This is a genomic window from Salmonella sp. SA15303 (genome assembly GCF_029962125.1).
GTDB lineage: Bacteria > Pseudomonadota > Gammaproteobacteria > Enterobacterales > Enterobacteriaceae > Salmonella > Salmonella enterica.
The window spans coordinates 322,753-348,063 of the sequence record NZ_CP123924.1 but is presented as its reverse complement, the minus strand read 5'-3'; the positions used below and the strand labels follow the sequence as shown (position 1 = coordinate 348,063).

20 protein-coding genes are annotated in these 25,311 nt (G+C 52.5%); 7 read left to right on the top strand and 13 right to left on the bottom strand.

The window, feature by feature from the left end; genetic code table 11:
- Positions 1 to 31 precede the first annotated feature (31 nt).
- Complete coding sequence (locus QEN31_RS01590) at positions 32 to 937, top strand: dihydrodipicolinate synthase family protein (protein WP_000192193.1); 906 nt, start codon at positions 32 to 34, stop codon at positions 935 to 937.
- A gap of 43 nt (positions 938 to 980) precedes the next feature.
- On the opposite strand, the gene QEN31_RS01585 is transcribed toward QEN31_RS01590, so the two are convergent.
- From QEN31_RS01585 to asd, 7 genes are all read right to left on the bottom strand, one after another.
- Positions 981 to 1,736: an IclR family transcriptional regulator gene (locus tag QEN31_RS01585; RefSeq protein ID WP_000724553.1), complete on the bottom strand. Its 756-nt coding sequence runs from the start codon at positions 1,734 to 1,736 to the stop codon at positions 981 to 983.
- 177 nt (positions 1,737 to 1,913) lie between these two features.
- On the bottom strand, positions 1,914 to 4,361 hold the full coding sequence (glgP, locus tag QEN31_RS01580; protein ID WP_000993428.1) for a glycogen phosphorylase: 2,448 nt from the start codon (positions 4,359 to 4,361) through the stop codon (positions 1,914 to 1,916).
- 19 nt (positions 4,362 to 4,380) lie between these two features.
- Complete coding sequence (gene glgA, locus QEN31_RS01575; RefSeq protein WP_001197669.1) at positions 4,381 to 5,814, bottom strand: glycogen synthase GlgA; 1,434 nt, start codon at positions 5,812 to 5,814, stop codon at positions 4,381 to 4,383.
- On the bottom strand, positions 5,814 to 7,109 hold the full coding sequence (gene glgC / locus QEN31_RS01570; protein ID WP_000253995.1) for a glucose-1-phosphate adenylyltransferase: 1,296 nt from the start codon (positions 7,107 to 7,109) through the stop codon (positions 5,814 to 5,816). The genes glgA and glgC overlap by 1 nt, the downstream gene beginning before the upstream one ends.
- A 14-nt stretch (positions 7,110 to 7,123) precedes the next feature.
- A complete protein-coding gene (gene glgX, locus QEN31_RS01565) occupies positions 7,124 to 9,100 on the bottom strand; it encodes a glycogen debranching protein GlgX (RefSeq protein ID WP_000192491.1) in 1,977 nt (658 codons plus the stop codon).
- Positions 9,097 to 11,283, bottom strand: a complete 2,187-nt coding sequence (gene glgB / locus QEN31_RS01560) for a 1,4-alpha-glucan branching enzyme (RefSeq protein WP_000098543.1) — start codon at positions 11,281 to 11,283, stop codon at positions 9,097 to 9,099. Before glgB ends, glgX begins: the two co-directional genes overlap by 4 nt.
- A 346-nt stretch (positions 11,284 to 11,629) precedes the next feature.
- Entirely contained in the window at positions 11,630 to 12,736 is a 1,107-nt protein-coding gene (asd, locus tag QEN31_RS01555; protein ID WP_000799940.1) for an aspartate-semialdehyde dehydrogenase, read from the bottom strand.
- Between the two features lie 126 nt (positions 12,737 to 12,862).
- Between asd and QEN31_RS01550 the strand changes: the two genes are divergently transcribed.
- Positions 12,863 to 13,243, top strand: a complete 381-nt coding sequence (locus tag QEN31_RS01550; protein ID WP_001737361.1) for a MarC family protein — start codon at positions 12,863 to 12,865, stop codon at positions 13,241 to 13,243.
- Here QEN31_RS01550 and gntU read toward each other — a convergent pair.
- The 5 genes from gntU to QEN31_RS01525 form a co-directional block, all read right to left on the bottom strand.
- Positions 13,160 to 14,500: a gluconate transporter gene (gntU, locus tag QEN31_RS01545; protein WP_000105958.1), complete on the bottom strand. Its 1,341-nt coding sequence runs from the start codon at positions 14,498 to 14,500 to the stop codon at positions 13,160 to 13,162. The genes QEN31_RS01550 and gntU overlap by 84 nt on opposite strands.
- Positions 14,497 to 15,030 carry a gluconokinase gene (gntK, locus tag QEN31_RS01540; protein ID WP_000108342.1) on the bottom strand — a complete coding sequence of 178 codons (534 nt, stop codon included), beginning with the start codon at positions 15,028 to 15,030 and terminating at the stop codon, positions 14,497 to 14,499. The genes gntU and gntK overlap by 4 nt, the downstream gene beginning before the upstream one ends.
- A gap of 138 nt (positions 15,031 to 15,168) precedes the next feature.
- Positions 15,169 to 16,164, bottom strand: a complete 996-nt coding sequence (gene gntR / locus QEN31_RS01535; protein WP_000730239.1) for a gluconate operon transcriptional repressor GntR — start codon at positions 16,162 to 16,164, stop codon at positions 15,169 to 15,171.
- Between the two features lie 129 nt (positions 16,165 to 16,293).
- Positions 16,294 to 16,989 (bottom strand): pirin family protein, encoded by a 696-nt coding sequence (locus tag QEN31_RS01530; RefSeq protein WP_000639789.1) that lies wholly within the window; start codon positions 16,987 to 16,989, stop codon positions 16,294 to 16,296.
- Between the two features lie 123 nt (positions 16,990 to 17,112).
- The gene (locus QEN31_RS01525; RefSeq protein WP_000172397.1) at positions 17,113 to 18,150 is read right to left on the bottom strand and encodes an oxidoreductase; all 1,038 of its coding nucleotides are present in this window, start codon (positions 18,148 to 18,150) and stop codon (positions 17,113 to 17,115) included.
- A gap of 468 nt (positions 18,151 to 18,618) precedes the next feature.
- Between QEN31_RS01525 and yhhY the strand changes: the two genes are divergently transcribed.
- From yhhY to QEN31_RS01500, 5 genes are all read left to right on the top strand, one after another.
- Positions 18,619 to 19,107 carry an N-acetyltransferase gene (yhhY, locus tag QEN31_RS01520; RefSeq protein ID WP_001290276.1) on the top strand — a complete coding sequence of 163 codons (489 nt, stop codon included), beginning with the start codon at positions 18,619 to 18,621 and terminating at the stop codon, positions 19,105 to 19,107.
- Positions 19,108 to 19,371: 264 nt separating this feature from the next.
- The gene (locus QEN31_RS01515) at positions 19,372 to 20,586 is read left to right on the top strand and encodes a PfkB family carbohydrate kinase (protein WP_000667440.1); all 1,215 of its coding nucleotides are present in this window, start codon (positions 19,372 to 19,374) and stop codon (positions 20,584 to 20,586) included.
- Positions 20,587 to 20,601: 15 nt separating this feature from the next.
- Positions 20,602 to 21,363 (top strand): glutamine amidotransferase, encoded by a 762-nt coding sequence (locus QEN31_RS01510; protein WP_001066509.1) that lies wholly within the window; start codon positions 20,602 to 20,604, stop codon positions 21,361 to 21,363.
- Positions 21,364 to 21,416: 53 nt separating this feature from the next.
- A complete protein-coding gene (locus QEN31_RS01505) occupies positions 21,417 to 22,388 on the top strand; it encodes a DMT family transporter (protein ID WP_001038948.1) in 972 nt (323 codons plus the stop codon).
- Positions 22,385 to 23,419 (top strand): phosphotriesterase family protein, encoded by a 1,035-nt coding sequence (locus QEN31_RS01500; RefSeq protein WP_000675710.1) that lies wholly within the window; start codon positions 22,385 to 22,387, stop codon positions 23,417 to 23,419. Before QEN31_RS01505 ends, QEN31_RS01500 begins: the two co-directional genes overlap by 4 nt.
- 44 nt (positions 23,420 to 23,463) lie before the next feature.
- On the opposite strand, the gene ggt is transcribed toward QEN31_RS01500, so the two are convergent.
- Positions 23,464 to 25,206, bottom strand: coding sequence for a gamma-glutamyltransferase (gene ggt, locus QEN31_RS01495; protein WP_099949596.1), 1,743 nt, complete (start codon positions 25,204 to 25,206; stop codon positions 23,464 to 23,466).
- Positions 25,207 to 25,311 lie beyond the last annotated feature (105 nt).

The window sequence follows — 25,311 nt, the reverse complement described above, 5'->3', positions numbered from 1 at the left end:
GCTACGGCTCGCCTGTTTTAAGGATCAATACATGACTCAGATTACGAAATTTCACGGCGTATTTCCGCCAGTTCCGACCATTGTTAATGCGCAGGGAGAGTTAGATAAAGTCGGCATGGCAACCTTGCTGGATCATCTTATTGCAAGCAAGGTCAATGGCGTATTACTGCTGGGCAGTGGAGGGGAATTTTGCCATATGACCAATGCGCTGCGTCTGGAAACCGCAGAGTTTTGCGTCCGTCATATTAACCGCCGTATTCCAGTACTATTAGGTATTAGCAGCACCAGCACGCAGGAAGTGATTGAGTATGGTCAGCATGCCGACCGACTCGAAGTCGATGCCGTGCTGGTACTCAATCCCTACTATGCCAGATTGACCGATGAGTATATTTATCATCATTTCAAAACCGTGGCTAATAACATAAAAAGCCCGGTGATTCTCTACAACTTTCCAGCATTGACGGGACAGGACCTTAGCGTTGATTTAATTACCCGGCTGGCGCAAGATCACCCCAATATTATCGGCATTAAGGATACCGTTGATAATATCAGCCATATTCGTGAAATCATCAATAATGTCAGGCCAGTGCGTCCGGACTTCGTTATTTTCTCCGGCTATGATGAATATATGATGGATACGCTTATCTTAGGCGGCAACGGCGGGATCCCAGCGACAGCGAACTTTGCGCCACAGCTAACCTGCGGGATCTACCGCGCGTGGTGTGAAAAAGAGTATGAGACCATGTTCGGATTACAGCGCAGGCTGTCCGCGCTTTCCACTATTTACAGCCTGGATTCACCTTTCTTCGGGATAATCAAAAAGGCAATTCAGCTTAGCGGAGTCGATATTTCAACTCATGTAATGCCCCCCGTTTTGCCGGCAAATGAAGAACATATTTCGAATTTGAAGCAGATCTTACAGCGTGCGGGACTTTAAGCGATGACGAAAGCGGGCTTCTTGCCCGCTATGTCTTTTTATTTCAGCACATCAGACGCGTCAGGCTACGGCTGGCATCCATCATCAGCGTAGCAAGCGACTCGCGTTTATCATCGGGGATCTGGAACGTAACGCCGGATACGCTCAGGGCGGCGATCACTTTCCCCTGCGTATTGAATACCGGCACCGCAATGCAGCGCACGCCAAGGGAGTCTTCTTCGTTATCATAACCCCAGCCGCGACGGCGAATTCCTGCTAACTCCTGCTTAAGGATATTCACATCCGTGATCGTCGTATCCGTAAAACGCGTTAATATCTGATCTGGAGGCAGCAACTCCTCCAGCTCTTCCCCGCTAAGCCATGCAATCAGCACCTTTCCCAGCCCTGAGCTATGTAATGAGAGGCGCTTGCCCTCCCAGCTTCGAATCACAATAGCCTGTGGGCTTTCGACTTTCAGAAGGTAAATAGGGGCATCGCCCTCCAGAACGCCAAGATGGCAGGTCAGGCCGGTGTTATCGCGAATCTCTTCAAGAATCGGTAACGCGATTTTTTTAATATCGTACTGTTCCGCCGCTTTATTACCTAATTCATACAGGCGTAGCCCCAGATAATACTTGTCTTTTTCCTGGCGTAATAACCCATGCTCCACCATGCCGTTGAGCAAAGATGAGGTACTGCTTTTCGCAATCCCTGAATTTTGATGGATCTGGGTAAACGTTGCGCCATCGCACTCCAGAAGGTAAGCAAATACGCGCATAATTTTATCGAGAGCCGGAATAGATGTCGTAATCTTTTTCATATTATTATCAATTAATTATGGATTTTTCTGCTAATACTATACACCAGTACTCGACCCTTTTTCCATGACAGAGACCAAGTGCCGCTAACAGATTCAGCAGACGAATATCGGCATACCCCCCGAATATACCACGATAAAAAACGGGGCCGTTTGGCCCCGTTCTCAAGCGTTAAACCGCTACAACCGCACCGGATCAATATGCCAGATATTTTCGGCATACTCTTTGATGGTTCTGTCCGATGAGAAGTAGCCCATATTGGCAATGTTGAGCATCGCTTTCGTCGTCCATTCTTCCGGGCGACGATACAACTCATCCACCTTATCCTGGCAGTCCACGTAGCTGCGGTAGTCCGCCAGCACCTGATAGTGATCGCCAAAGTTAATCAGCGAATCTACCAGATCGCGGTAACGGCCTGGCTCTTCCGGATTAAAGACGCCGCTACCAATCTGCGTCAGTACCTGATGTAGCTCTTCATCTTTTTCATAATAGTCGCGAGGCTTATAACCCTGCCTGCGCAACGCTTCCACCTCTTCGGCAGTATTACCGAAGATAAAGATATTCTCCTCGCCGATATGCTCCTGCATCTCTACGTTCGCGCCATCCAGCGTACCAATGGTGAGCGCGCCGTTCAGGGCAAATTTCATATTACTGGTGCCGGAAGCTTCTGTCCCTGCCAGCGAAATCTGCTCAGACAGGTCGGCAGCGGGAATGATCACCTGCGCCAGGCTGACGCTGTAGTTCGGGATAAACACTACTTTCAGCTTGTCGCCAATCTGCGGATCGTTGTTAATCACTTTCGCCACGTCGTTGATCAGATGAATAATGTGTTTTGCCATGTAATAGGCGGAAGCCGCCTTACCGGCAAAAATATTCACCCGCGGCACCCAGTCGGCCTCCGGATTTTCTTTAATGCGGTTATAGCGGGTAATGACATGCAGTACATTCATCAACTGCCGCTTGTATTCGTGAATACGCTTAATCTGCACGTCGAATAACGCTTTAGGGTTCACCACCACATTCAGTTGTTGCGCTATCACTACCGCCAGCCGTTTTTTATTTTCCAGCTTCGCCTGACGCACCGCATGATTGACCAGCGGATAATCACAATGCTGCTTCAGCTCGCTGAGCTGGCTAAGATCGGTACGCCAGGTACGACCAATATTCTCATCCAGCACGTCAGAAAGCGGCGGGTTTGCCAGCGCCAGCCAGCGGCGCGGCGTAACGCCGTTAGTGACGTTACAAAAACGGGTCGGGAAAATCTTCGCAAAATCCGCGAACAGCGACTGCACCATCAGGTTGGAATGGAGTTCAGAAACGCCGTTGACTTTATGGCTGACCACCACCGCCAGCCAGGCCATCCGTACCCGGCGACCGTTCGACTCATCAATAATCGACGCGCGTCCAAGCAGGCTGGTATCGTTGGGATATTGCTCCTGCACCGTTTTCAGGAAATAGTCGTTAATCTCGAAGATAATCTGCAGGTGACGGGGCAGAATTTTCCCCAGCATATCGACAGGCCAGGTCTCCAGCGCCTCGCTCATCAACGTATGGTTGGTATAAGAGAAGACCTGACAGCACACCTCAAACGCGTCGTCCCAGCTAAATTTATGTTCATCAATCAGCAGGCGCATCAGCTCAGGAATTGACAGCACCGGATGCGTATCATTGAGGTGAATGGCGATTTTATCCGCCAGATTCTCATAGGTTTTATGCAGTTGATAATGACGGTGCAGGATATCCTGTACCGTCGCCGAGACCAGAAAATACTCCTGGCGCAGGCGTAGCTCTCGTCCGGAATAGGTGGAATCGTCCGGATAGAGCACCCGTGAAACGTTCTCAGAGTGGTTTTTATCTTCCACCGCCGCAAAGTAGTCGCCCTGGTTGAATTTACCGAGGTTGATTTCACTACTGGCCTGCGCATTCCACAGCCGCAGTGTGTTAGTGGCGTCGGTGTCGTAACCGGGGATGATCTGATCATACGCGACGGCCAGAATCTCTTCCGTCTCAATCCAGCGCGCTTTTTTACCTTCCTGCTGAATGCGCCCGCCAAAAAGCACCTTATAGCGCGTATTGTGGCGCTTGAACTCCCACGGGTTGCCATATTCCAGCCAGTAATCCGGAGACTCTTTTTGCCGCCCGTCGACAATATTCTGCTTAAACATGCCGTAATCGTAGCGAATGCCGTACCCGCGGCCCGGTAATCCTAGCGTCGCCAGCGAGTCCAGGAAGCAAGCCGCCAGCCGTCCTAAGCCGCCGTTGCCAAGCCCTGGGTCATTCTCTTCATCGATCAGCTCTTCGAGATCTAAGCCCATGGCCTCCAGCGCGCCTTTAACGTCGTCATAAATGCCCAACGAGAGCAGCGCGTTAGAGAGAGTACGACCAATCAAAAACTCCATCGACAGGTAATAAACCTGCCGGGTTTCCTGCGATAATTGGGCTCGATTAGAACGCAGCCAGCGCTCCACCAGACGATCGCGCACCGCGAACAACGTGGCGTTCAGCCATTCGTGTTTATTGGCAATGACCGGGTCTTTACCAATCGTAAACATCAGCTTATAGGCAATAGAATGCTTAAGCGCCTCAACGCTGAGAGTGGGCGATGCATAAGTAAACGGAGCATTCATATAAATGATTCCTGGATGACTATTTCAAGCGATAGTACAGCTCGCGGTATGATTTCGCGGCAACTTGCCAGCTAAAATCCATCGCCATCGCCTGCCGTTGTACAAACCGCCAAAGCGAAGGCCGTGACCACAACACAAAAGCACGCCGAATCGCGCGTAGCAACGACCAGGCATTACTGTCTTCAAAGACAAAACCGCTGGCGATACCGTCCGCCAGATTTTCCAGCGAACTGTCGGAGACCGTATCGGCCAACCCCCCGGTACGCCGCACCAGAGGCAGCGTGCCATACTTTAAGCCATATAACTGCGTTAAGCCGCACGGTTCGAAACGACTGGGCACCAGAATAACGTCCGCGCCGCCCATAATGCGATGCGAGAAAGCTTCGTGATAGCCGATCTGTACGCCAACCTGCCCTGGGTGTTCCGCCGCCGCCGCGAGGAACCCTTCCTGAAGCACCGGATCGCCCGCGCCGAGTAGCGCCAACTGCCCGCCCTGCTCCAGCAGCCCCGGTAACGCCTCCAGCACCAGATCCAGACCTTTCTGGTTGGTCAGACGGCTTACCACGGCGAACAGCGGCACTTTGTCGTTAACCTTCAACCCCATCGCAATTTGTAGCTGACGTTTGTTTTCCGCCTTCTCTTCCAGGGTATCGCGCGTGTAGCGCGACGCCAGCAGCAGATCGGATTCCGGGTTCCAGATCTTCTCATCCACGCCGTTCAGTATGCCGGACAAGCGCCCTTCCAGATGACGCTGACGCAGCAGGCCTTCCATACCATAAGCAAACTGCGGTTCAGTAATTTCACGCGCATAGGTCGGGCTCACCGCCGTTATATGGTCGGCATAGTACAAACCGGCCTTCAAAAAGGAGAGTTGTCCGTTGAACTCCAGCCCATGCATATTAAAGAATGACCACGGCAGTTCGATGTCATCCATATGCTTTGCATAAAACATGCCTTGATAGGCCAGGTTGTGTACGGTAAAGACCGATTTCGCCGGCCGCCCGCGCGCCGCCAGATAGGCGGGCGCCAGCCCGGCGTGCCAGTCATGGGCGTGCACCACGTCGGGGCGCCAGAATGGATCAAGTCCGCAGGCCATTTCACAGCCGACCCACCCTAACAGGGCAAAGCGCAGCACGTTATCGGTATAGGCATATAAATTCGTATCGTGATAGGGACTGCCTGGACGCTCGTACAGATGCGGCGCGTCGATCAGATAAATGCCCACGCCGTTATAATGCCCGAACAGCAGCGATATCTTACCTGCGAAAGTATCGCGGCGGCTCACCACATGCGCGTCGGGTATCCCCCGACGGATATCGGGAAACCCTGGAAGCAGAACGCGAACATCAACACCATCCGCAATTTGTGCCGCAGGCAACGCGCCTATCACATCCGCCAGCCCCCCAGTCTTCAGCAGGGGGAACATCTCTGAACATACATGTAAAACCTGCATTATCGCTCCTGTTTGACCTGCAGTTTGCGCAGCATTTCACGCGTGACCAGTACAATACCTTCTTCTGAACGGTAGAAACGACGAGCGTCCTCTTCCGCATTTTCACCAATCACCATGCCTTCCGGGATAATACAGGCACGGTCAATAACACAGCGACGTAAACGGCAGGAGCGCCCTACCCAAACCTCAGGTAACAACACTGCCGAATCAATATTACAAAAAGAATTTATTCTCACCCGTGGGAAGAGCACAGATTGCACCACCACCGAACCGGAGATAATGCAGCCGCCGGAGACCAGCGAGTTCAGCGTCATACCGTGGCTACCGGAGCGGTCCTGCACGAATTTCGCAGGCGGTAGCGATTCCATATGCGTACGGATAGGCCAGTTCTGGTCATACATATCCAGCTCCGGCGTCACCGAGGCTAAATCCAGGTTCGCCTTCCAGTAAGCTTCCAGCGTACCTACATCGCGCCAGTACGGTTCGGCTTGTGGATCGGACTGCACGCAGGAGAGCGGGAAAGGATGCGCGTAAGCCATACCTTCGCGGGTGATTTTGGGGATAATGTCTTTACCGAAATCGTGGCTGGAAGCGTCATCTTTATCGTCTGCCGCCAGCAATTCATACAGGTAATCGGCGTCAAAAACGTAAATGCCCATACTGGCCAGCGATTTGCTGGCGTCACCAGGCATTGCGGGGGGATTCGCCGGTTTTTCGACAAAATCAATAATCTTGTCGCTTTCATCGACCGCCATCACGCCGAACGCCGTCGCTTCTTTGATCGGCACCGGCATACAGGCCACCGTGCAACGCGCGCCCTTTTCAACGTGATCGATCAACATACGCGAGTAGTCCTGCTTGTAGATATGATCGCCTGCCAGGATGACGACATATTCCGCTTTATAGCGACGAATAATATCCAGGTTCTGGGTCACCGCGTCTGCCGTGCCGCGATACCAGTTTTCGCCCTTCATACGCTGTTGGGCTGGCAGCAGATCGACAAATTCGTTCATCTCTTCGCTAAACAGTGACCAGCCGCGCTGAATATGCTGCACCAGCGTATGGGACTGATACTGAGTGATCACGCCGATACGGCGAATCCCGGAGTTCAGACAATTAGATAAGGCGAAATCGATGATGCGGAACTTCCCACCAAAGTGGACGGCTGGTTTGGCGCGTTTGTTCGTTAAATCTTTTAGACGCGTGCCGCGGCCGCCGGCCAGGATTAGGGCAACAGATTTCAATGGCAGCTGGCGCGCCAACATTACACGATCGTTCTTCTCTAAACTCACCATGATTAACTCCTTTTTTATCCTCTCTGGAACACACACAGTCCATGCGCAGGTCCCTGCCAGACCGCCGTTATCACCGGATTATCCTCTCCAGCGAATGGGGGAACGGCGCGCCATTCCCCTTCGGGTAAAACTATATCTGTCACCTCAAGCGTGGCATTTATCGCAATCAGAAAACGGTCCGACAACAGAATTTGCATCAGCTTAGGCCCGTTTTGCCACTCATCCGCACTCAAGGGTTGCGCGTTTTTATTCAGCCAACGCACGTTGCCATCGCCTTCTTCCCACCAGCTATTGCCGGTTAAAGCCGGTATCTGCTGACGCAAACGAATCAGCGCGGCGGTAAACGTGGTTAACCCACGATTTGCCTGCTGCCAGTCCAGCCAGGTTAAGGCATTATCCTGACAGTAGGCGTTATTGTTGCCATGCTGGCTATGGCCGTGTTCATCGCCTGCCAGCAGCATCGGCGTTCCCTGAGAGAGCAGTAGCGTCGCCAGCAGGGCATGAATGCTGTCGCGCCGCCGCTCCATTAAATCAAGCGGACCGCCTAATCCTTCTTTACCATGATTGTCGCTGTAATTGCTGTTGGTGCCGTCGCGATTTTCCTCACCGTTCGCCTCATTGTGTTTCTGATTGAAACAGACGCAGTCCCGGAGCGTAAAACCGTCATGCGCCGTGAGCAGATTGACAGAGGCGCCGGGCGCGCGGCCATTGCGTTTAAACACATCGCTGGAAGCGGCGAAACGACAGGCAAACTCCCCGGTCGTCAGGTTACGCGGCAACCAGAATCGGCGGGCCGCATCGCGAAAATGATCGTTCCACTCGGCAAACGGTGGCGGAAAATTCCCGACCTGATAGCCGCCCTCGCCAATATCCCACGGTTCAGCAATCAGCTTGACCGTTGATAACACAGGACACGCTTTAATCGCGGCAAACAGCGGCGCATCCTGGCGAAACGTCGGCGTGCGCCCCATGACGGACGCCAAATCAAAACGAAAACCATCGACATGACAGGTTTCCACCCAATAGCGCAAACACTCGCACGCGTATTCCACCACGCCGGGATGGCTTAAATTGAGCGTGTTGCCGCACCCCGTCCAGTTGTGATAATCGCCATCGTCCCTTATCCAATAATAGCTACGGTTATCAATTCCGCGCAGGGAGAAGGTTGGACCGTCCAGATCCAGCTCGGCGCTATGGTTTAATACGATGTCCAGAATGACCTCAATCCCCGCACGATGCAGCGCTTTCACCGCATCGCGAAACTCGTCCAGCGCCGTCTCGGGCGAACTGGCCCAGGCGGGATGCAGCGCGAACATCGCCATCGGGTTATAACCCCAATAATTGGTCAGCCCCATACGTTGCAGGCGCGGCTCGCTGGCAAACTGCGCCACCGGCAACAGTTCCAGCGCCGTAATGCCAAGCTGTTTGAAGTACGCCACCATGACCGGATGACCGAGCGCTTTATAGGTACCGCGTATCTCCTGGGGGAGCTCCGGATGCAGGTAGGTAAGCCCTTTGACATGCGCTTCATAGATGACCGTTTTTCCCCACGGCGTGCGCGGCGCGGCGTCATCTTCCCAGTCATAATGGTCGCTGATTACCACGCTTTTCGGCGCCACCGCCGCGTTATCGCGGTAGTCCGGTTCATCGTGTCCGCCGTGCAACAGCGGATGATCTTTTAGTTCGCCCTCGACCCGGCGCGCATAAGGATCAAGCAGTAACTTCGCCGGATTAAACCGATGCCCCTGCGCTGGCTGCCACGGGCCATGTACGCGATAGCCATAGCGCAAACCTGGCCTGGCGCCGGCCAGATAACCATGCCAGACATCGCCGCGACGTCCTGGCAGGTCATAGCGACGCTCATTCCCTCGGGAATCAAAAACGCACAGCTCTACGCGCTCCGCATGGGCGGAAAAGAGCGTGAAATTCACGCCATGACCGTCATACGTTGCGCCATGCGGCGTTGCTTCGCCGATCGCAAGCTGCGTCATTCCCCCTCCCGCATCAGCCAGATCGTCGCCAACGGCGGTAACGTCAGGTTAAGAGAGTGCTGACGGCCATGGCTTTCGATCTCATCGCTGTGCACCACGCCGCCATTGCCGGTGTTGCTACCGTGATAATGCATCGAATCAGTATTGAGAATTTCACGCCAGCGTCCCGGCTGGTTGATGCCAAAGCGGTAGTCGTGGCGAGGAACGGGCGTAAAGTTGCTGGCGACGATGATCTCGTTACCGGCTTTATCACGGCGTACAAAAATCAGTACCGAGCGTTCATTGTCATCGACCACCAGCCACTCAAAGCCGTAAGCATCAAAATCCAGCTCATGCAACGCTTTATGGTGGCGATAGGTGTGGTTGAGATCGCGCACCAGACGCTGAACCCCGTGGTGCCAGTTATCGCCCCCCTCCAGCAGGTGCCAGTCGAGGCTGGCGTCATGGTTCCACTCGCGTCCCTGGGCAAACTCATTCCCCATAAACAGCAGTTTCTTGCCGGGGAAGGCCCACATCCAACCATAATAGGCGCGCAGGTTGGCGAATTTTTGCCACGCATCGCCCGGCATACGATCGAGAATGGATTTCTTGCCGTGAACCACCTCATCGTGCGACAGCGGCAGAACAAAGTTTTCGGTATGGTTGTACAACATACCAAAGGTCAGCTTGTCGTGATGATACTGGCGGTACACCGGGTCCAGCTTCATGTAGTCCAGCGTGTCGTGCATCCAGCCCAGATTCCACTTGTACCAGAACCCCAGCCCACCCGTTTCCGGTGGACGCGTCACGCCAGAGAAGTCTGTCGACTCTTCCGCCATGCTGACCGCGCCGGGCACCTGCTCGCCAATAATGCGGTTGGTATTACGCAGAAACTCAATGGCTTCCAGGTTTTCACGACCGCCGAACTCGTTCGGTATCCACTCGCCCTCTTTGCGGCTGTAGTCGCGGTAGATCATAGAGGCCACCGCATCGACACGCAGCGCATCAATCCCAAAACGCTCCATCCAGTACAGGGCGTTACCCACCAGATAATTACTGACTTCACGACGACCATAGTTGTAGATCAGCGTATTCCAGTCCTGGTGATAGCCCTCGCGCGGGTCGCTGTGCTCATAGAGGTGGGTGCCGTCAAACTCCGCGAGGCTAAATTCATCGGACGGGAAATGGCCCGGCACCCAGTCGAGAATGACGTTAAGGCCCGCCGCATGGGCCGCATTGATGAAATAACGGAAGTCGTCTCGCGTACCAAAGCGGCGGGTCGGCGCGTAGAGGCCGGTCGGCTGGTAGCCCCAACTGCCGTCAAACGGATGTTCGTTGACCGGCAAGAGTTCAAGGTGAGTAAAGCCCATCCATTTGGCGTAAGGCACAAGCTGATCCGCCAGCTCACGATAGCTCAGCCAGAAATTGTTATCCGTATGGCGGCGCCATGAACCTAAATGCACCTCATAAATCGAGATCGGCGCATCAAACTGATTGGCTTTTTGTCGTTCTTCGCCTGGCGTCACTTTCTCCGGCAGTCCGCAAATCATCGACGCCGTTTCCGGACGCATCTGCGCCTCAAAAGCATAGGGATCGGCTTTAATGCGCAGATTACCGTTCGCATCAAGCAGCTCGAATTTATACAGTTGTCCATTATGCGCGCCGGGGATAAACAGCTCCCAAATACCGCTCTCTTTGCGCAGACGCATCGGGTGGCGACGCCCATCCCAATAGTTGAATTGCCCGACAACCGAAACGCGACGAGCATTAGGCGCCCAGACGGAGAAACGGGTGCCGGTGACGCCATCCATCGTATCGGCGTGCGCGCCCAGCGTTTCATAAGGACGCAGGTGGGTGCCTTCCGACAATAGCCAGGCATCCATTTCCTGTATTAATGGACCAAAACGGTAAGGATCGTCGATGAGGTTCTGCTGTCCGTGCCAGGTCACGGCGAGCTGATAGCGAAAGAAATTTTTACGTCGGGGTAAAACGCCGCAGAAAAAACCGCGAGCGTCGAGACATTCCAGTTTGCCGACTTTACGTCCGGTTTTGGGCTCAATCACCCATACGTCGGTGGCGTCAGGTAAGAGGGCGCGGACTTCTAGTCCGGCTTGGGTCTGGTGCATTCCGAGTACGGAAAAAGGGTCCGCAAAATGTCCTGCAATTAGCGCATTAATCACGTCTCTATCGATACGACTGGACATGGTTTGTCATCCTGTTTTGTGGCGTCACTCCATCTCACTGAATTCAACATCAGGTAGTGACACTTCTTTGACCTGAACGGCGCAGCACACTGTGCATCCTATCTGCGTCGTCCTACCTTCAGGTTAGGCTTAATACCCGTGGGATTAAGCTACCCTTAAAGAATAGCCAATGCTCTGCTTAACTCCTGATAAAAATGAAACATCTGCGTTTACTCCTGTATTACGCAAAAAAAGGGTGACGATGCACCCCTGGTTTAACACAAATTTCCCCGCCGGATGGCGGCGCTGACGCGCCTTATCCGGCCTACAGAACCACACGCAGGCCCGATAAGCGCTGCAATAGCCACTACGCCAACTGGCGCAGCATTCGACGCAGCGGCTCGGCGGCGCCCCATAACAACTGGTCGCCTACGGTAAACGCCGACAAGAACTCTGGCCCCATGTTCAGCTTACGCAGACGACCAACCGGCGTAGTCAACGTGCCGGTCACCGCCGCCGGGGTTAATTCGCGCATAGTGATATCACGATCGTTCGGCACCACTTTCGCCCACGGATTATGTGCCGCCAGCAGTTCTTCCACCGTCGGAATGGATACCTCTTTTTTCAGCTTGATGGTGAACGCCTGGCTGTGACAGCGCAGCGCGCCGACGCGCACACACAAACCATCAACCGGAATCACAGAGGCAGTATTGAGAATCTTGTTGGTTTCCGCCTGGCCTTTCCACTCTTCGCGGCTCTGGCCGTTATCGAGCTGTTTGTCGATCCAGGGGATCAGGCTTCCCGCCAGCGGTACGCCAAAGTTATCAACCGGCAGCTCGCCGCTGCGGGTCAATGCCGTAACTTTGCGTTCAATATCAAGAATTGCGGAAGACGGCGTCGCCAGTTCATCGGCGACATGGCCATACAACTGACCCATCTGGGTTAACAGCTCGCGCATATGGCGCGCGCCGCCGCCGGAGGCGGCCTGATAGGTCGCGACGGATACCCAGTCAACGAGATTATGGGCAAAGAGACCGCCCAGCGACATCAACATCAGGCTAACGGTACAGTTACCGCCCACAAAGGTCTTCACGCCATTGTTCAGGCCGTCGGTAATCACGTCCTGGTTGACCGGGTCGAGAATAATAATGGCATCATCTTTCATGCGCAGCGTAGAAGCCGCATCAATCCAGTAACCCTGCCATCCGCTTTCGCGCAGCTTTGGATAAATTTCGTTGGTATAATCGCCGCCCTGGCAGGTCACGATGATATCGAGCGCTTTTAGCGCATCCAGATCAAAAGCGTCCTGTAGCGTGCCGGTGGAGGTGTCGCCGAAGGTGGGCGCCGCCTGTCCAAACTGGGAGGTAGAAAAGAAAACAGGGCGAATAGCGTCGAAATCGCGCTCCTCTACCATGCGTTGCATGAGAACAGAGCCGACCATTCCGCGCCAGCCGATAAAACCAACATTTTTCATAGCGTTTTTTTCCTGCAAAGAGATGTGCTGTGTATGCGCGCCAGTATCCTGTGGCGCATCCTTCACCATACAAAAAGCAGCCAAAGTCGCAAGTGAAATTAATCAATGATAGCGAAGCCATCAGTAATGCGACTTATCCTGCCTTACCGCGCAAGCAGAAAGTCCAGTGGCGATTATCAGGGAATTTGCGTTAGGAAGGGAATCATTTCCGTCGCTGTTTTATTGATCCTAATTATGGATCAGCGTAGAAATTTGCCTGCTTTTATGCGCGTACTGAAACATGGCGAGGCAAAATGTCGTTGGGCGATTGCCATGCACACCTCAATAAAAAAACCGGGTAGCGATTACGCCTTACCCGGCTTACGGTGTCGATATGTGCCCGTTTCCAGGCCCGGTAAGCACCGCGCCACCGGGCAACAAGACTCAGCTCAGCAGTTGGAAAGCAATCATCCCGACAATCGCGCCGACCGTACCGAGGATAGTTTCCATCATCGTCCAGGTTTTTAACGTCTGCGCTTCGGTCGCGCCGGTAAATTTACCGAACAGCCAGAAGCCAGCGTCGTTAACATGAGAAACCACAATTGAACCGCCGGCGATACAGATAGAGAGCGCAGCCATCTGCGCGCCGGAGAAATTCAGTTGCTCTATGACCGGCATCACCAGACCGACCGCGGTTAAACACGCCACGGTCGCGGAACCCTGAATGATGCGCACTGCCGCCGCCAGCACAAAGCAGGTAATGGCAATCGGCAGTCCCATACCGGTTAACGCTTCGCCCAGCGCCGGGCCGACGCCGGAGTCAACCAGTACCTGTTTGAACACCCCGCCTGCGCCAATCACCAGCAGGATAATGCCCGCCGGTTGCAGCGCGTGGCCACAGATTTCCATCACTTTGTCTTTCGGCATCCCCTGACGCATCGCCAGGCCATAAATCGCTACCAGACAAGCGACCAGAATCGCAGTGAAGGGGTGACCGATAAACTCAAACCATTCGTAAGCGGTGGAACCTTCCGGCACAAAACGCGCGGCGATCGTTTTCAGCCCTACCAGCACCAACGGCAGCAGGATCAGCGACAGGCTGAAGCCGAAAGAAGGCATTTTGCCTTCGCCCAGATGCGGCTCGGTAATGTCTTCCGGTACATGCAGTTCAACGTAACGGCTGATGAAATTGCCCCACAGCGGCCCGGCGATAATCATGCCCGGAATGGCTGCGCACAGGCCAATCAGGATCATCCAGCCAAAGTCAGCGTGCATTTGGGATGCCAGCAGCATCGGCGCAGGTCCCGGCAGCAGGAACGCTGCGGCAGCCGCCACGCCCGCAAACAGCGGAATGACCAGCTTCACCAGGTTCGTTCCGGTGTGGCGCGCCATTGAGAACGCCACGCTTATCAGCAGCACAATCGCCACTTCAAAGAACAGCGGTAGCGCGCAAATCAGACCGGCCAGGCCAATGGCATAATGCGCGCGGCTATGACCGAAAGATTTCAGCATCTTGACGGCAATCTGATCGACCGCGCCGGTCTCGTGCAGAATCTTGCCGAACATCGCCCCCAGCGCGACCACAATCGCCAGGAATCCCAGCGTGCCGCCCATCCCTTTTTCCATGGTCGCGGCGATTTTATCAAGCGGCATCCCTGAAAAAAGCCCCGCGCCCATCGAGACGACCATTAACGCGACGAAGGCGTGCATACGCGCCTTCATCACCAAAAACAGCAGCAGTAAGACGGAACCGACGGCGGTTAAAACCAGTGTTAATGTACTCACAGCGTACTGCCTTTATTGATGACCTCAATGGTGCTCGCCACGACGCCTTCCAGCGGCTGGTCGATATCCACCACCAGAACATCGCGTTCGTCGGCACCCGGCTCTTGCAGCGTTTCAAACTGCGTCACCAGCATTTGGGTTTTGAAGAAATGACCTTTGCGCGCTTTCAGACGGCTTTCAATGACGTCGAAATCACCTTTCAGGTAGATAAAGGAGAGGTTCGGGTTTCCCTCGCGCAGCAGGTCGCGATAGTGTTTTTTCAGTGCGGAGCAGACGATCAGCGAGATTTTATTGGTACGCTGCATCGCGAAAGCGGCGTCGTTCAGCGCCTGTAACCACGGTTTGCGGTCATCATCATTCAACGGCTCGCCGGAAGCCATTTTTTCAATATTGCAGCGCGGATGCAGAAAATCGCCGTCCAGAAACGCGGCATGAAGCTGATGCGCCACGGCGCTTGCGACAGCGGATTTACCGCTGCCTGATACGCCCATCAGAACGTAAACGTGGTGATCATGATTAGTCGTGCTCAAAGCGGGCCCCCACTCTACAAGTTGCAAAATTTGTTACGGGTAACTGTTATCGGTAACATTGTCCAACCGCACCATTCACGACGCAATGACCATTCGTGCCAAAAGTGAATAAGTGTGAGCTACTTCAAAGTTGTCAGACTAAATAGATCCGCCCGGTGACAAGGTGAAACCTAAATCTAACATTTTCGGCGTGACCGTTTCGCCGCGAATGCGGGCCAACAGACGTTCCGCGCCAATGCTGCCCATTCGCTCGCGTGGCGTCAGGACGCTTGCCAGACGCGGTTCCATCACCTGGCCGATGTCATGACCGTGGAACCCGGCGATCGCCATGTCGTCCGGGATTTTTAGCCCCAGGCGCTGGCATTCGAAGGCCGCCCCCACCGCCAGGTCATCGTTGGTGCAAAAAATACCGTCAAGCTGTGGGTATTCGCGTCGCGCCTGGCGCATGAGTTCGATACCGGAAGAGTAGGATGAAGATTGCTCCATCATCACACTGTAAGGAACCAGCCCTGCGTCCCGCATCGCCTGTTCATAGCCCTTCTGCTTGATGATAGTACGTTCGTCGAGGCGCGCCCCCAGATAGGCGATATGACGATGACCACGCGCGATAATCGCGGCGGTCATCTGACGGGCGGCCTCGAAGTTATCAAAACCGACGGCAATATCGAGACACGGCGACTGGCTGTCCATCAGTTCCACCACCGGAATCCCGGCGACTTCGATCATTTTTAAGGTGCGCGGCGTATGGGTACGCTCAGTGAGGATCAGGCCGTCGATATTCCAGGAGAGCATCGATTCCAGGCGCTCCTGCTCCATCTCCGGTTTATAGCCGTAGTGCGCCAGCATGGTTTGATAACCATGCGCGTCGGTGACAGCCTCAATGCCGCGTAACACTTCCGCAAAGACCTGGTTGGTTAAAGACGGCAGCAGAACGCCAATGGCGCGACTGGTGGCGTTGGAAAGAATGTCAGGCGCGCGATTAGGAATGTACCCGAGCTCATCAAGCGCAGCCGCAATTTTACCCCGCAGCGCGACGGAGACCTGCTCCGGATTACGCAAAAAACGGCTGACCGTCATTTTGGTCACGCCCACACGGTCGGCCACATCCTGAAGTACGGGTCTTTTCTTTTTCATCGTCCTGAAAGGTATAAAAGGGATAGATTTGCCCAGTTTACCACGGACATGCGGAATTAATGACAAACGATGAAAAGCCGGATGGCAACGCTTTCGCGTCTTATCCGGCCTACAAAAGGTTACAGCACGTTAAACTGGCGGCAAGTCAAACAGCAACACTTCACTGTCGCTGTCGGCATGAATCGAGATTGCCTGCTCATCCCAAATCGCCAGGCCGTCGCTGGTGGTGGCTTTGGTGCCGTTAATGGTCACGTTACCTTTTACCACCTGGATCCAGACGCGGCGCTCAGCGGCAATCTGATGCACCGACTGCTCATCTTTGAGCAGCGCCCAGCGGTACAGCTCCATATCCTGGTGGACCTTCAGCGAACCATCGCGAGCATCTGGCGAAAGCACCAGTTGCTTGCCCTGCGCGGCGTCGAAGCGGCGCTGTTCGTAGCGCGGCGTGATGCCGGTTTCTTGCGGAATGATCCAGATCTGGTACAGCCGCAGACGATCCGTTTTGCTCGGGTTGTACTCGGAGTGGCGAACGCCGGTCCCGGCGCTCATAATCTGGAATTCACCGGCCGGAACCTGTTCTTTATTGCCCATACTGTCCTGGTGTTCTACGGCGCCTTCCAGTACATAGGTCAAAATTTCCATGTCTTTATGCGGATGCGTGCCGAAACCCTGGCCTGCGTCGATCACATCGTCGTTAATCACACGCAGCGCCGAGAACCCCATAAAGTTCGGATCGTAATAATCGGCAAAAGAAAAGGTATGCCAGGAGTCAAGCCAGCCATGATTCGCATGACCGCGGTCGTTTGCTTTGCGTAAGTAGATCATTGTGTTCACCCCCAGATGTTTTCGATGGAATAAGTGTGGACTCATTCCGTCCGGGATCATAGAGGGTGAAAATTGACTCCTCTGTTCAAAAAATATGAATAAGCGCAGAGGAGTCTGTAAGGGCTATTTAGCCAGGGTTATCGTCGCAGGCGTTGCCTGTTCGAAGGCACGTTCGAGGATTTCCAGGTTGGTAAGAACTTCAGATTCCTTGACGTAATTAGGCGTACCGACGGTCAACGTCTGGTACAGCGCATCATAGACGCGACCATAGTCACCCGTTTCCGGTTTCACCTCTTCTTTCACCGTAACGCCGTCGTCATTGACATACTCCAGCACGCCGACGGATTCGTCAGCGGCGAAACCGGGTTCACCAGGCATAATGTTCGCTTTCAGGCTGGTTTCTTGTTGATCGATACCGTATTTCACAAACGAACCTTTGGTGCCGTGAACAATAAACTTCGGATAGTCGATTTTCACCAGATGGCTGGTTTTCACAATGGCTTTCAGGTCACCGTAGAACAATTGCGCTTCAAAGGTGTCATCCGGATTCGCTTTATTACGCAGGCTACGAATGTCATACGCGACATGATCCGGGCGGCCAAATAGCGAAATAATTTGATCCATAGTGTGGACGCCAAGTCCGTAGAAAGCGCCATCCTGCGGCAGGCCCGGTTTGGTTTCCGCCACGGGTCGGTAGTAGTCAAAATGGCTTTCAACTTCGACAATCTTGCCCAGTTTCCCGCTCTCAATCGCTTTTTTAGCAGTGAGAAAACAGGAATCAAAACGCCGATTCTGATACGGCGTGACGGTCAGTCCTTTGCTTCGCGCCAGGTCGAACAACACTTTTGCCTCCGCCAGCGTCGGCGTGAAAGGTTTCTCAACCAGCACATTTTTACCCGCTTCCAGCGCGCGTTTAGCGTATTCGAAATGGCTGTCAGCATGCGTACAGACGATCACCAGTTTTACCTGCGGATCGCCCAACACCTCATCCAGATCGCTGGTGAAGTGAATATGCGAATACTGCGGCGCCTGCTCTTCCGGTTTAGCGTGACGACGGAAAATATGCGCGACATGCCAGGTATCTTTCCGATTCAGAACATAGGGGAGATGGTAACGGGTGGTACTTTTGCCGAATCCAATAAATGCGCAGTGTAAGGTCATGAGACGATCCTTTTGAAGATGATTGTCTACACCATAGCGTAAAGCGTGAGGAGACTGAATGTTGGATTCTTTGCCGGATGCGGCGTTGCCTTTTTGGGCCTACAAAAGCAGATGCCTCAAGATCGGCCGTCGGCGTCGCGGTCAGTTTGTTCACGGCAAGCGCGCAGGGCCCGGAGCGTACTAAATGTACGTGAGGAGCACGAGCACTTCCCGGGGACAAAATGACAAGTAAGCCAGGCTGAAACAAAACCCAAAAAAAAAGCCAGCAAAAGCTGGCCAAAATAATACTGGAAGCAATGTGAGCAATGTCGTGCTTTCAGGTTCTCCGTAGGGGTTCCCCTGAATGCAAGGCAATAATAATCATTCTCATTCGCAGTTGTCTACTTCTTTTTGCAAAAAAAATGCGGTTGACGGAATTTTCTTTCTCAGCGAGTGTAAATACACAATTAACCCTGCAGGAGATAAGGAATGAGTGAAATAGTGATACGCCACGCTGAACCGAAAGATTACGATGCCATTCGTCAGATCCACGCCCAGCCGGAGGTGTACCACAACATGCTACAGGTTCCTCATCCTTCCCTCGAAATGTGGCAGGCGCGGCTAACCGAGCAAGCCGGGGTTAAACAACTGGTTGCCTGCATTGACGATATTGTCGTTGGCCATCTTTCTATTCAGGTCACCCAACGTCCTCGCCGCAGCCACGTGGCCGATTTTGGCATCTGCGTGGATGCCCGGTGGCACAATCGCGGCATTGCCAGCGCGCTGATCCGCACGATGATCGACATGTGCGACAACTGGCTGCGCGTTGACCGTATTGAGTTAACGGTGTTTGTTGATAACGAGCCCGCCGTGGCGGTGTATAAGAAGTACGGCTTTGAAATCGAAGGCACCGGTAAGAAATACGGCCTGCGCAACGGTGAGTACGTTGATGCGTACTTTATGGCGCGCGTGAAATAACGCTTCCCCGCCCCACCCTGTGGGGCGAAACGTCACAAACCTTCACAACATTCCAGTTATTGCAACCTACTTCCCCTATATCAAAACAATAACCATCTGAATTTCATGGTTATTACCACTTTAAGCTTTATCACCGTTTTTTCCGTAATTTTAGCAATATTAATATTACATTTTTGTTTTTTTTTGGTTTCTGCCATCACTTTATGGTGACAATCACAACAATATACTCCTCCCGGGACTAATTTAACCACGGTGAGGTAAAAAATGAAATTTGAACGCCATCATAGAATATTGAAGGAACTCAGTATTTCGGGAGTTGTAAAAGTTTCAAATCTGGCGAAAAGTCTCAAGGTAACAAAGGAAACTATTCGTTCAGATCTCAATGAACTTGCCGGACAGGGATATCTTACTCGCTGTCATGGTGGTGCATTTATTACCCTTGATTCTCTTGATAACGTCGCAAAAAATGAAATTGCTTATGTGCTGGAAAAATATGAATCAGCGCAGAAAATAAAAAAAGGTCTCTCTGCCATGAAAAATAATGTATGTGTTATTGGCTCGTTCAATGTTGATATTATCAGTTATCTACCGAGATTACCCTCAACGGGAGAATCATTGCTGGCCGATAAATTTATTTTTTCACCCGGCGGTAAGGGATGTAATCAGGCATTAGCAGCAAGCTATGCCGATTCTGATGTGCATTTTATTACTAAAGTCGGCTCAGATCATTTTAGTGATTACGCCATTAATTTTATAAACTCATCAAAAATCCATAAAAGTGTTATCTACCAGACCAAAGAAACACAAACAGGTACAGCAACCATCATGGTGAATGGAGATACCGGAGATAACGTCATCGCTATCTACCCTGGCGCCAACATGACAATTTCCCCTGATGAAATCACCATTCAGAAAGAAGCCATTGTTCATTCAGATATTGTTCTTGTCCAACTGGAGACGAATTACGAAGCGCTGCAGCAAACAATTCGTCTCGCACAAAAAAATGACATACCGGTCATCATCAATCCAGCGCCGTACAATGACATGGTTAACACCATCATTGATAACATTGATTATATTACGCCAAATGAAACGGAAGCAGGCCTGCTGGCCAATATGGCGGTTAATGATATCGAATCAGCCAAATGCGCGGCCAAAATTATTCATCAGAAAGGCGTCAAAAATACCATTATTACATTAGGTAGCAAAGGTTCGCTTGCTTATGATGGCACACAATTCATCTATTCCCCGGCATTTCCGGCAGTTGTAAAAAATACGGCGGGAGCGGGTGACGCTTTCAATGGCGCCCTCGCATCTGGTCTTGCAAAAGGAAAGTCACTGGCATCCGCATTGTGCTACGCCAGCGCATTTGCCTCACTTGCGGTTGAAACGCCTAATGCCTCTGATATGCCGGAAAACGACTCCGTTCTTCATCGTATTCAGGGTTCACATTACAAACAAACTATCTCTACTCACTAAATCAAGGAGCAGACTATGAACAATACGCAGAAAAAACTAAAGGTGCTCTTTATTGGAGAATCCTGGCATATTCATATGATTCATTCAAAAGGTTATGACAGTTTCACCTCCAGTAAATATGAAGAAGGCGCTACATGGTTACTGGAATGCTTGAGGAAAGGCGGCGTTGATATTGATTACATGCCTGCCCACACGGTACAAATTGCCTTTCCAGAGAGTATTGACGAATTAAACCGTTACGATGTTATTGTTATTAGCGACATTGGTAGTAATACCTTCCTGTTGCAAAACGAGACATTTTATCAGCTAAAAATAAAACCAAACGCTCTGGAGTCCATTAAAGAGTACGTCAAAAATGGCGGTGGACTACTCATGATTGGTGGCTATCTGTCGTTCATGGGTATTGAGGCAAAAGCCAATTATAAGAACACCGTTCTTGCTGAGGTTCTGCCAGTTATTATGCTTGATGGCGATGACCGGGTAGAAAAGCCCGAGGGTATCTGTGCTGAGGCTGTCTCACCTGAACATCCTGTTGTTAACGGGTTCTCAGATTATCCGGTATTTCTTGGATATAACCAGGCCGTCGCCAGAGACGATGCCGATGTCGTATTAACAATAAATAATGACCCATTGTTAGTGTTCGGTGAATACCAACAGGGTAAAACCGCCTGCTTTATGAGTGACTGCTCCCCACACTGGGGAACCCAGCAGTTTATGTCATGGCCGTTTTATACCGACCTGTGGGTCAACACGCTTCAATTCATCGCCAGAAAATAAAAAACAATGGAGTAACGAAAGTTACTCCTTTTATAAAATATAAGGATTGATGTATGAACAAGAATAAGTACTCAACCCCCTTACTGATGCTTGCCACCATCTTAGCCGGTATGCTTTCCCCGATGCAGTCTGCCGTTAATGGGCAGTTAGGACATTGGTTACAAGACGGTAATGCTTGCGCAGTAATCTCGTTTGCCAGCGGTCTGGTCGTCATGTTTTTTATTATTATTGCGCGCAAAGAAACACGCCAGCAATTCGCCTCAATCCCTACTCTGATTAAAAAGAGAAAAATCCCGCTATGGAATTGGTTTGCAGGATTATGCGGGGCGATGGTCGTATTTTCTGAAGGCGCATCCGCCAGCGCGCTGGGCGTTGCCACCTTTCAAACGGCATTAATTTCCGCCCTGCTCCTTTCCGGACTGCTGTGCGACCGTTTTGGCATCGGTGTGGAGGAGAAGAAATATTTTACGCCATGGCGCATTACTGGCGCATTGTTCGCCGTTATCGCCACCATTTTTGTCGTGTCGCCACAGTGGCACTCAACCTCGTTTATCCTGCTCGCTATCCTCCCCTTTTTGGCAGGGTTACTCGCTGGCTGGCAGCCTGCGGGGAATGCGAAAGTCGCCGAGGCAACGGGCTCCATGCTGGTGTCCATTACATGGAACTTCATCGTCGGCTTTTGTGTCCTGGGCGCGGCGCTGGCGATACGTATCGCATTAGGCCATGTCACCATCCAGTTACCCGATACATGGTGGATGTATCTCGGTGGTCCGCTGGGTCTGCTGTCCATCGGGCTAATGGCGATTCTGGTGAGAGGCTTAGGGCTATTGATGCTGGGCGTAGCGTCAACAGCAGGCCAACTGCTTGGCTCAGTGCTAATTGATGAATTGATCCCTTCATTAGGCAATACGGTCTACCTGGTCACCATCATCGGTACGCTGTTCGCGTTAGTCGGTGCGATTGTGACCACCATCCCTGAATACAGAGCATCCAAAATGGCGCAAAGAATAGAGGTGTCAGAATGAAAGGTTTCCTGCAAACCGTAACAGGCCCGGTGGCGCATACGGATATGGGGCTGACGCTACCGCATGAACATCTGTTTAACGATCTGTCTTCGGTCGTAGACGAGCCACATTATGCTTTTTCACAGCAACTGGTGGGAAAGAAAGTCAGTGCTGACCTGCAGTGGGGACTGAAACACGACCCATACTGCTGCGCCGATAACATGGACCGCAAAGAGATTGATGATGTTATCTTCGAAATCAATAACTTTATGTCTTTGGGCGGCAGGACGATTGTCGACGCCACCGGATCAGAATCCATTGGACGGGACGCCTCAGCGCTGCGAGAAGTTGCCTTAAAAACGGGTTTGAATATCGTTGCGTCATCCGGACCTTATCTGGAGAAATTTGAAAGTACCCGGATCCATAAACCTGTTGAGCTGTTAGCCTCACTCATTGATAAAGAACTGAATCAGGGTATTGGCGAGACGGATATTCGCGCTGGCATGATCGGTGAAATCGGCGTATCCCCCGCGTTTACCCAAGCGGAGCGTAACAGCCTGCGGGCAGCGTCTCTGGCACAATGTAACAACCCCCACACGGCAATGAATATCCATATGCCGGGGTGGCTGCGGCTGGGGGATGAGGTGCTGGATATCGTGCTGGAAGAAATGAACGTCTCTCCGGCAAAAGTCTCGCTGGCGCATTCGGACCCTTCAGGAAAAGATGTCGTCTATCAACGTAAAATGCTCGACCGTGGCGTATGGCTTGAATTTGACATGATTGGTCTGGACATCACCTTCCCAAAAGAAGGTGTCGCGCCGGGCGTTCAGGAGACCGCAGATGCAGTAGCGAATCTGATTGCACTGGGTTACGCCGACCAAATCGTTTTAAGCCATGATGTTTTTCTCAAACAGATGTGGGCGAAAAATGGCGGAAATGGCTGGGGGTTTGTCCCGAATGTCTTCCTCGCCTATCTGGCTGCTCGCGGAGTAGACAACGATACTCTGCGCAAGCTTTGTATTGATAATCCAGCCCGATTACTCACGGCATAATCTGCAAATAGCCCGGTGTCTGACACCGGGCCTGGAATTAAAAATCAGTATCCCGCCGTTAAATCATCCACCGAACGCGGGTCGGAAGCGCCATACAGTTCACCATCCGGTCCAACCATAATACTTTGGGTGCTGCCCATCGCTTCTTTCAGCGCCACTTTCTGCCCTTTCTGTTCCAGCAACTTTAGCGTATCGGGGCTGAAGCCCTTTTCTACCCGCAGTTCGTCCGGAAACCATTGATGATGGAAACGCGGCGCGTTGGTCGCTTCGGCGACGTTCATGCCAAAATCAATGCTATTCACTACCATTTGCAGCACAGTAGTGATGATTCGACTCCCGCCAGGGCTGCCGGTCACCAGCCAGGTTTTGCCCTCTTTAACGACGATAGTGGGCGACATCGACGACAGCGGACGCTTCTTCGGACCGACCGCGTTAGCATCGCCGCCCACCAGGCCATAAACATTAGGTACACCGGGTTTAGCAGAAAAATCATCCATTTGATTATTCAGCAGAATACCGGTATTTCCCGCCACAATTCCTGTGCCGAAGGTGGTGTTCAGGGTATAGGTCACCGCCACAGCATTGCCGTCTTTATCCACCACCGAGAAGTGGGTGGTCTGGTTGCTTTCATACGGGGCGAGCTTGCCCGGTTTTATCTGGCTGGAAGGTTTGGCCTTGTTGATATCAATTTGATCGGCCAGCGTTTTCGCATAGGCTTTGTGGGTCAGCGCCTGCCACGGCACTTTCACAAAGTCCGGATCGCCCAGATACTCTGAGCGGTCAGCGTAGGCGTATTTTTCCGCTTCCGCCATGATTTGCATGGCATCGGCGCTGCCAAAGCCGTACTTCTTCATGTCGAAATTTTCAAGAATATTAAGGATCTGTACGATGTGAATACCGCCCGAGGATGGCGGCGGCATGGAGAAGACCTGATACCCGCGATAGTCACCGCTGATTGGCGTACGCTCAACGGCTTTATAGTTGGCTAAATCCTCTTTGGTCATCAGACCGCCGTTCTTCTGCATTTCTCCGGCTATTTGGTCAGCAATCGCCCCTTTATAAAACGCATCCGGGCCGTTTTCGGCAATCATTTCCAGGCTTTTCGCCAGATTCTTCTGGACCAGCTTATCGCCTTTTTTCAGCGGCTCGCCGTCTTTCCAGAAAATGGCTTTGCTGTTCTCATGGTTGAGGATCACTTCGCTGCCGTAAGTTTTTAAGTCGTTGGCCAGCGCATCGTTAACCACAAAACCCTCTTCCGCCAGCTTCATCGCCGGACGCACCACTTTATTCAGCGGCATCGTGCCGTATTTCTCCAGCGCCAGCGAGAACCCCGCCACGGTACCCGGCGTACCGGATGCCAGATGCGACGTCAGCGACTTTTTCGCATCGGCGTTACCCTGATCGTCGAGGAACATATCACGGGTCGCGCCAGCAGGCGCCATTTCACGAAAATCGATCGCCGTGGTAGCGCCATCTTTAGTGCGCAGCAGCATAAATCCCCCGCCGCCCAGATTTCCGGCTTGCGGATGCGTGACAGCCAGCGCATAGCCCACGGCGACGGCGGCATCCACGGCATTACCGCCCTGCTTTAAGATATCCACGCCAACCTGCGTCGCCATTGCATCCACCGAGGCCACCATCCCTTGCGTCGCCCGCACAGGATGAAAGACATCTTCTTCAACACCATAGGAGACTGGCGGCGCGACGGGAGGATTGGCCACCGCGCTAAACGTCCCCCCGGCCAGCAGAGCGGCGATCGCCACCCAGCGCATAAACGTTGGTTTCATCGTTGTTTTTCTCCAGATAAATGGGTGTATGTCCCGTTTAATCCTGGCCCACAACGCTTAAAAAATCATCATCATGGCGAAATAGAGGTACACTTAAAAAGAGGC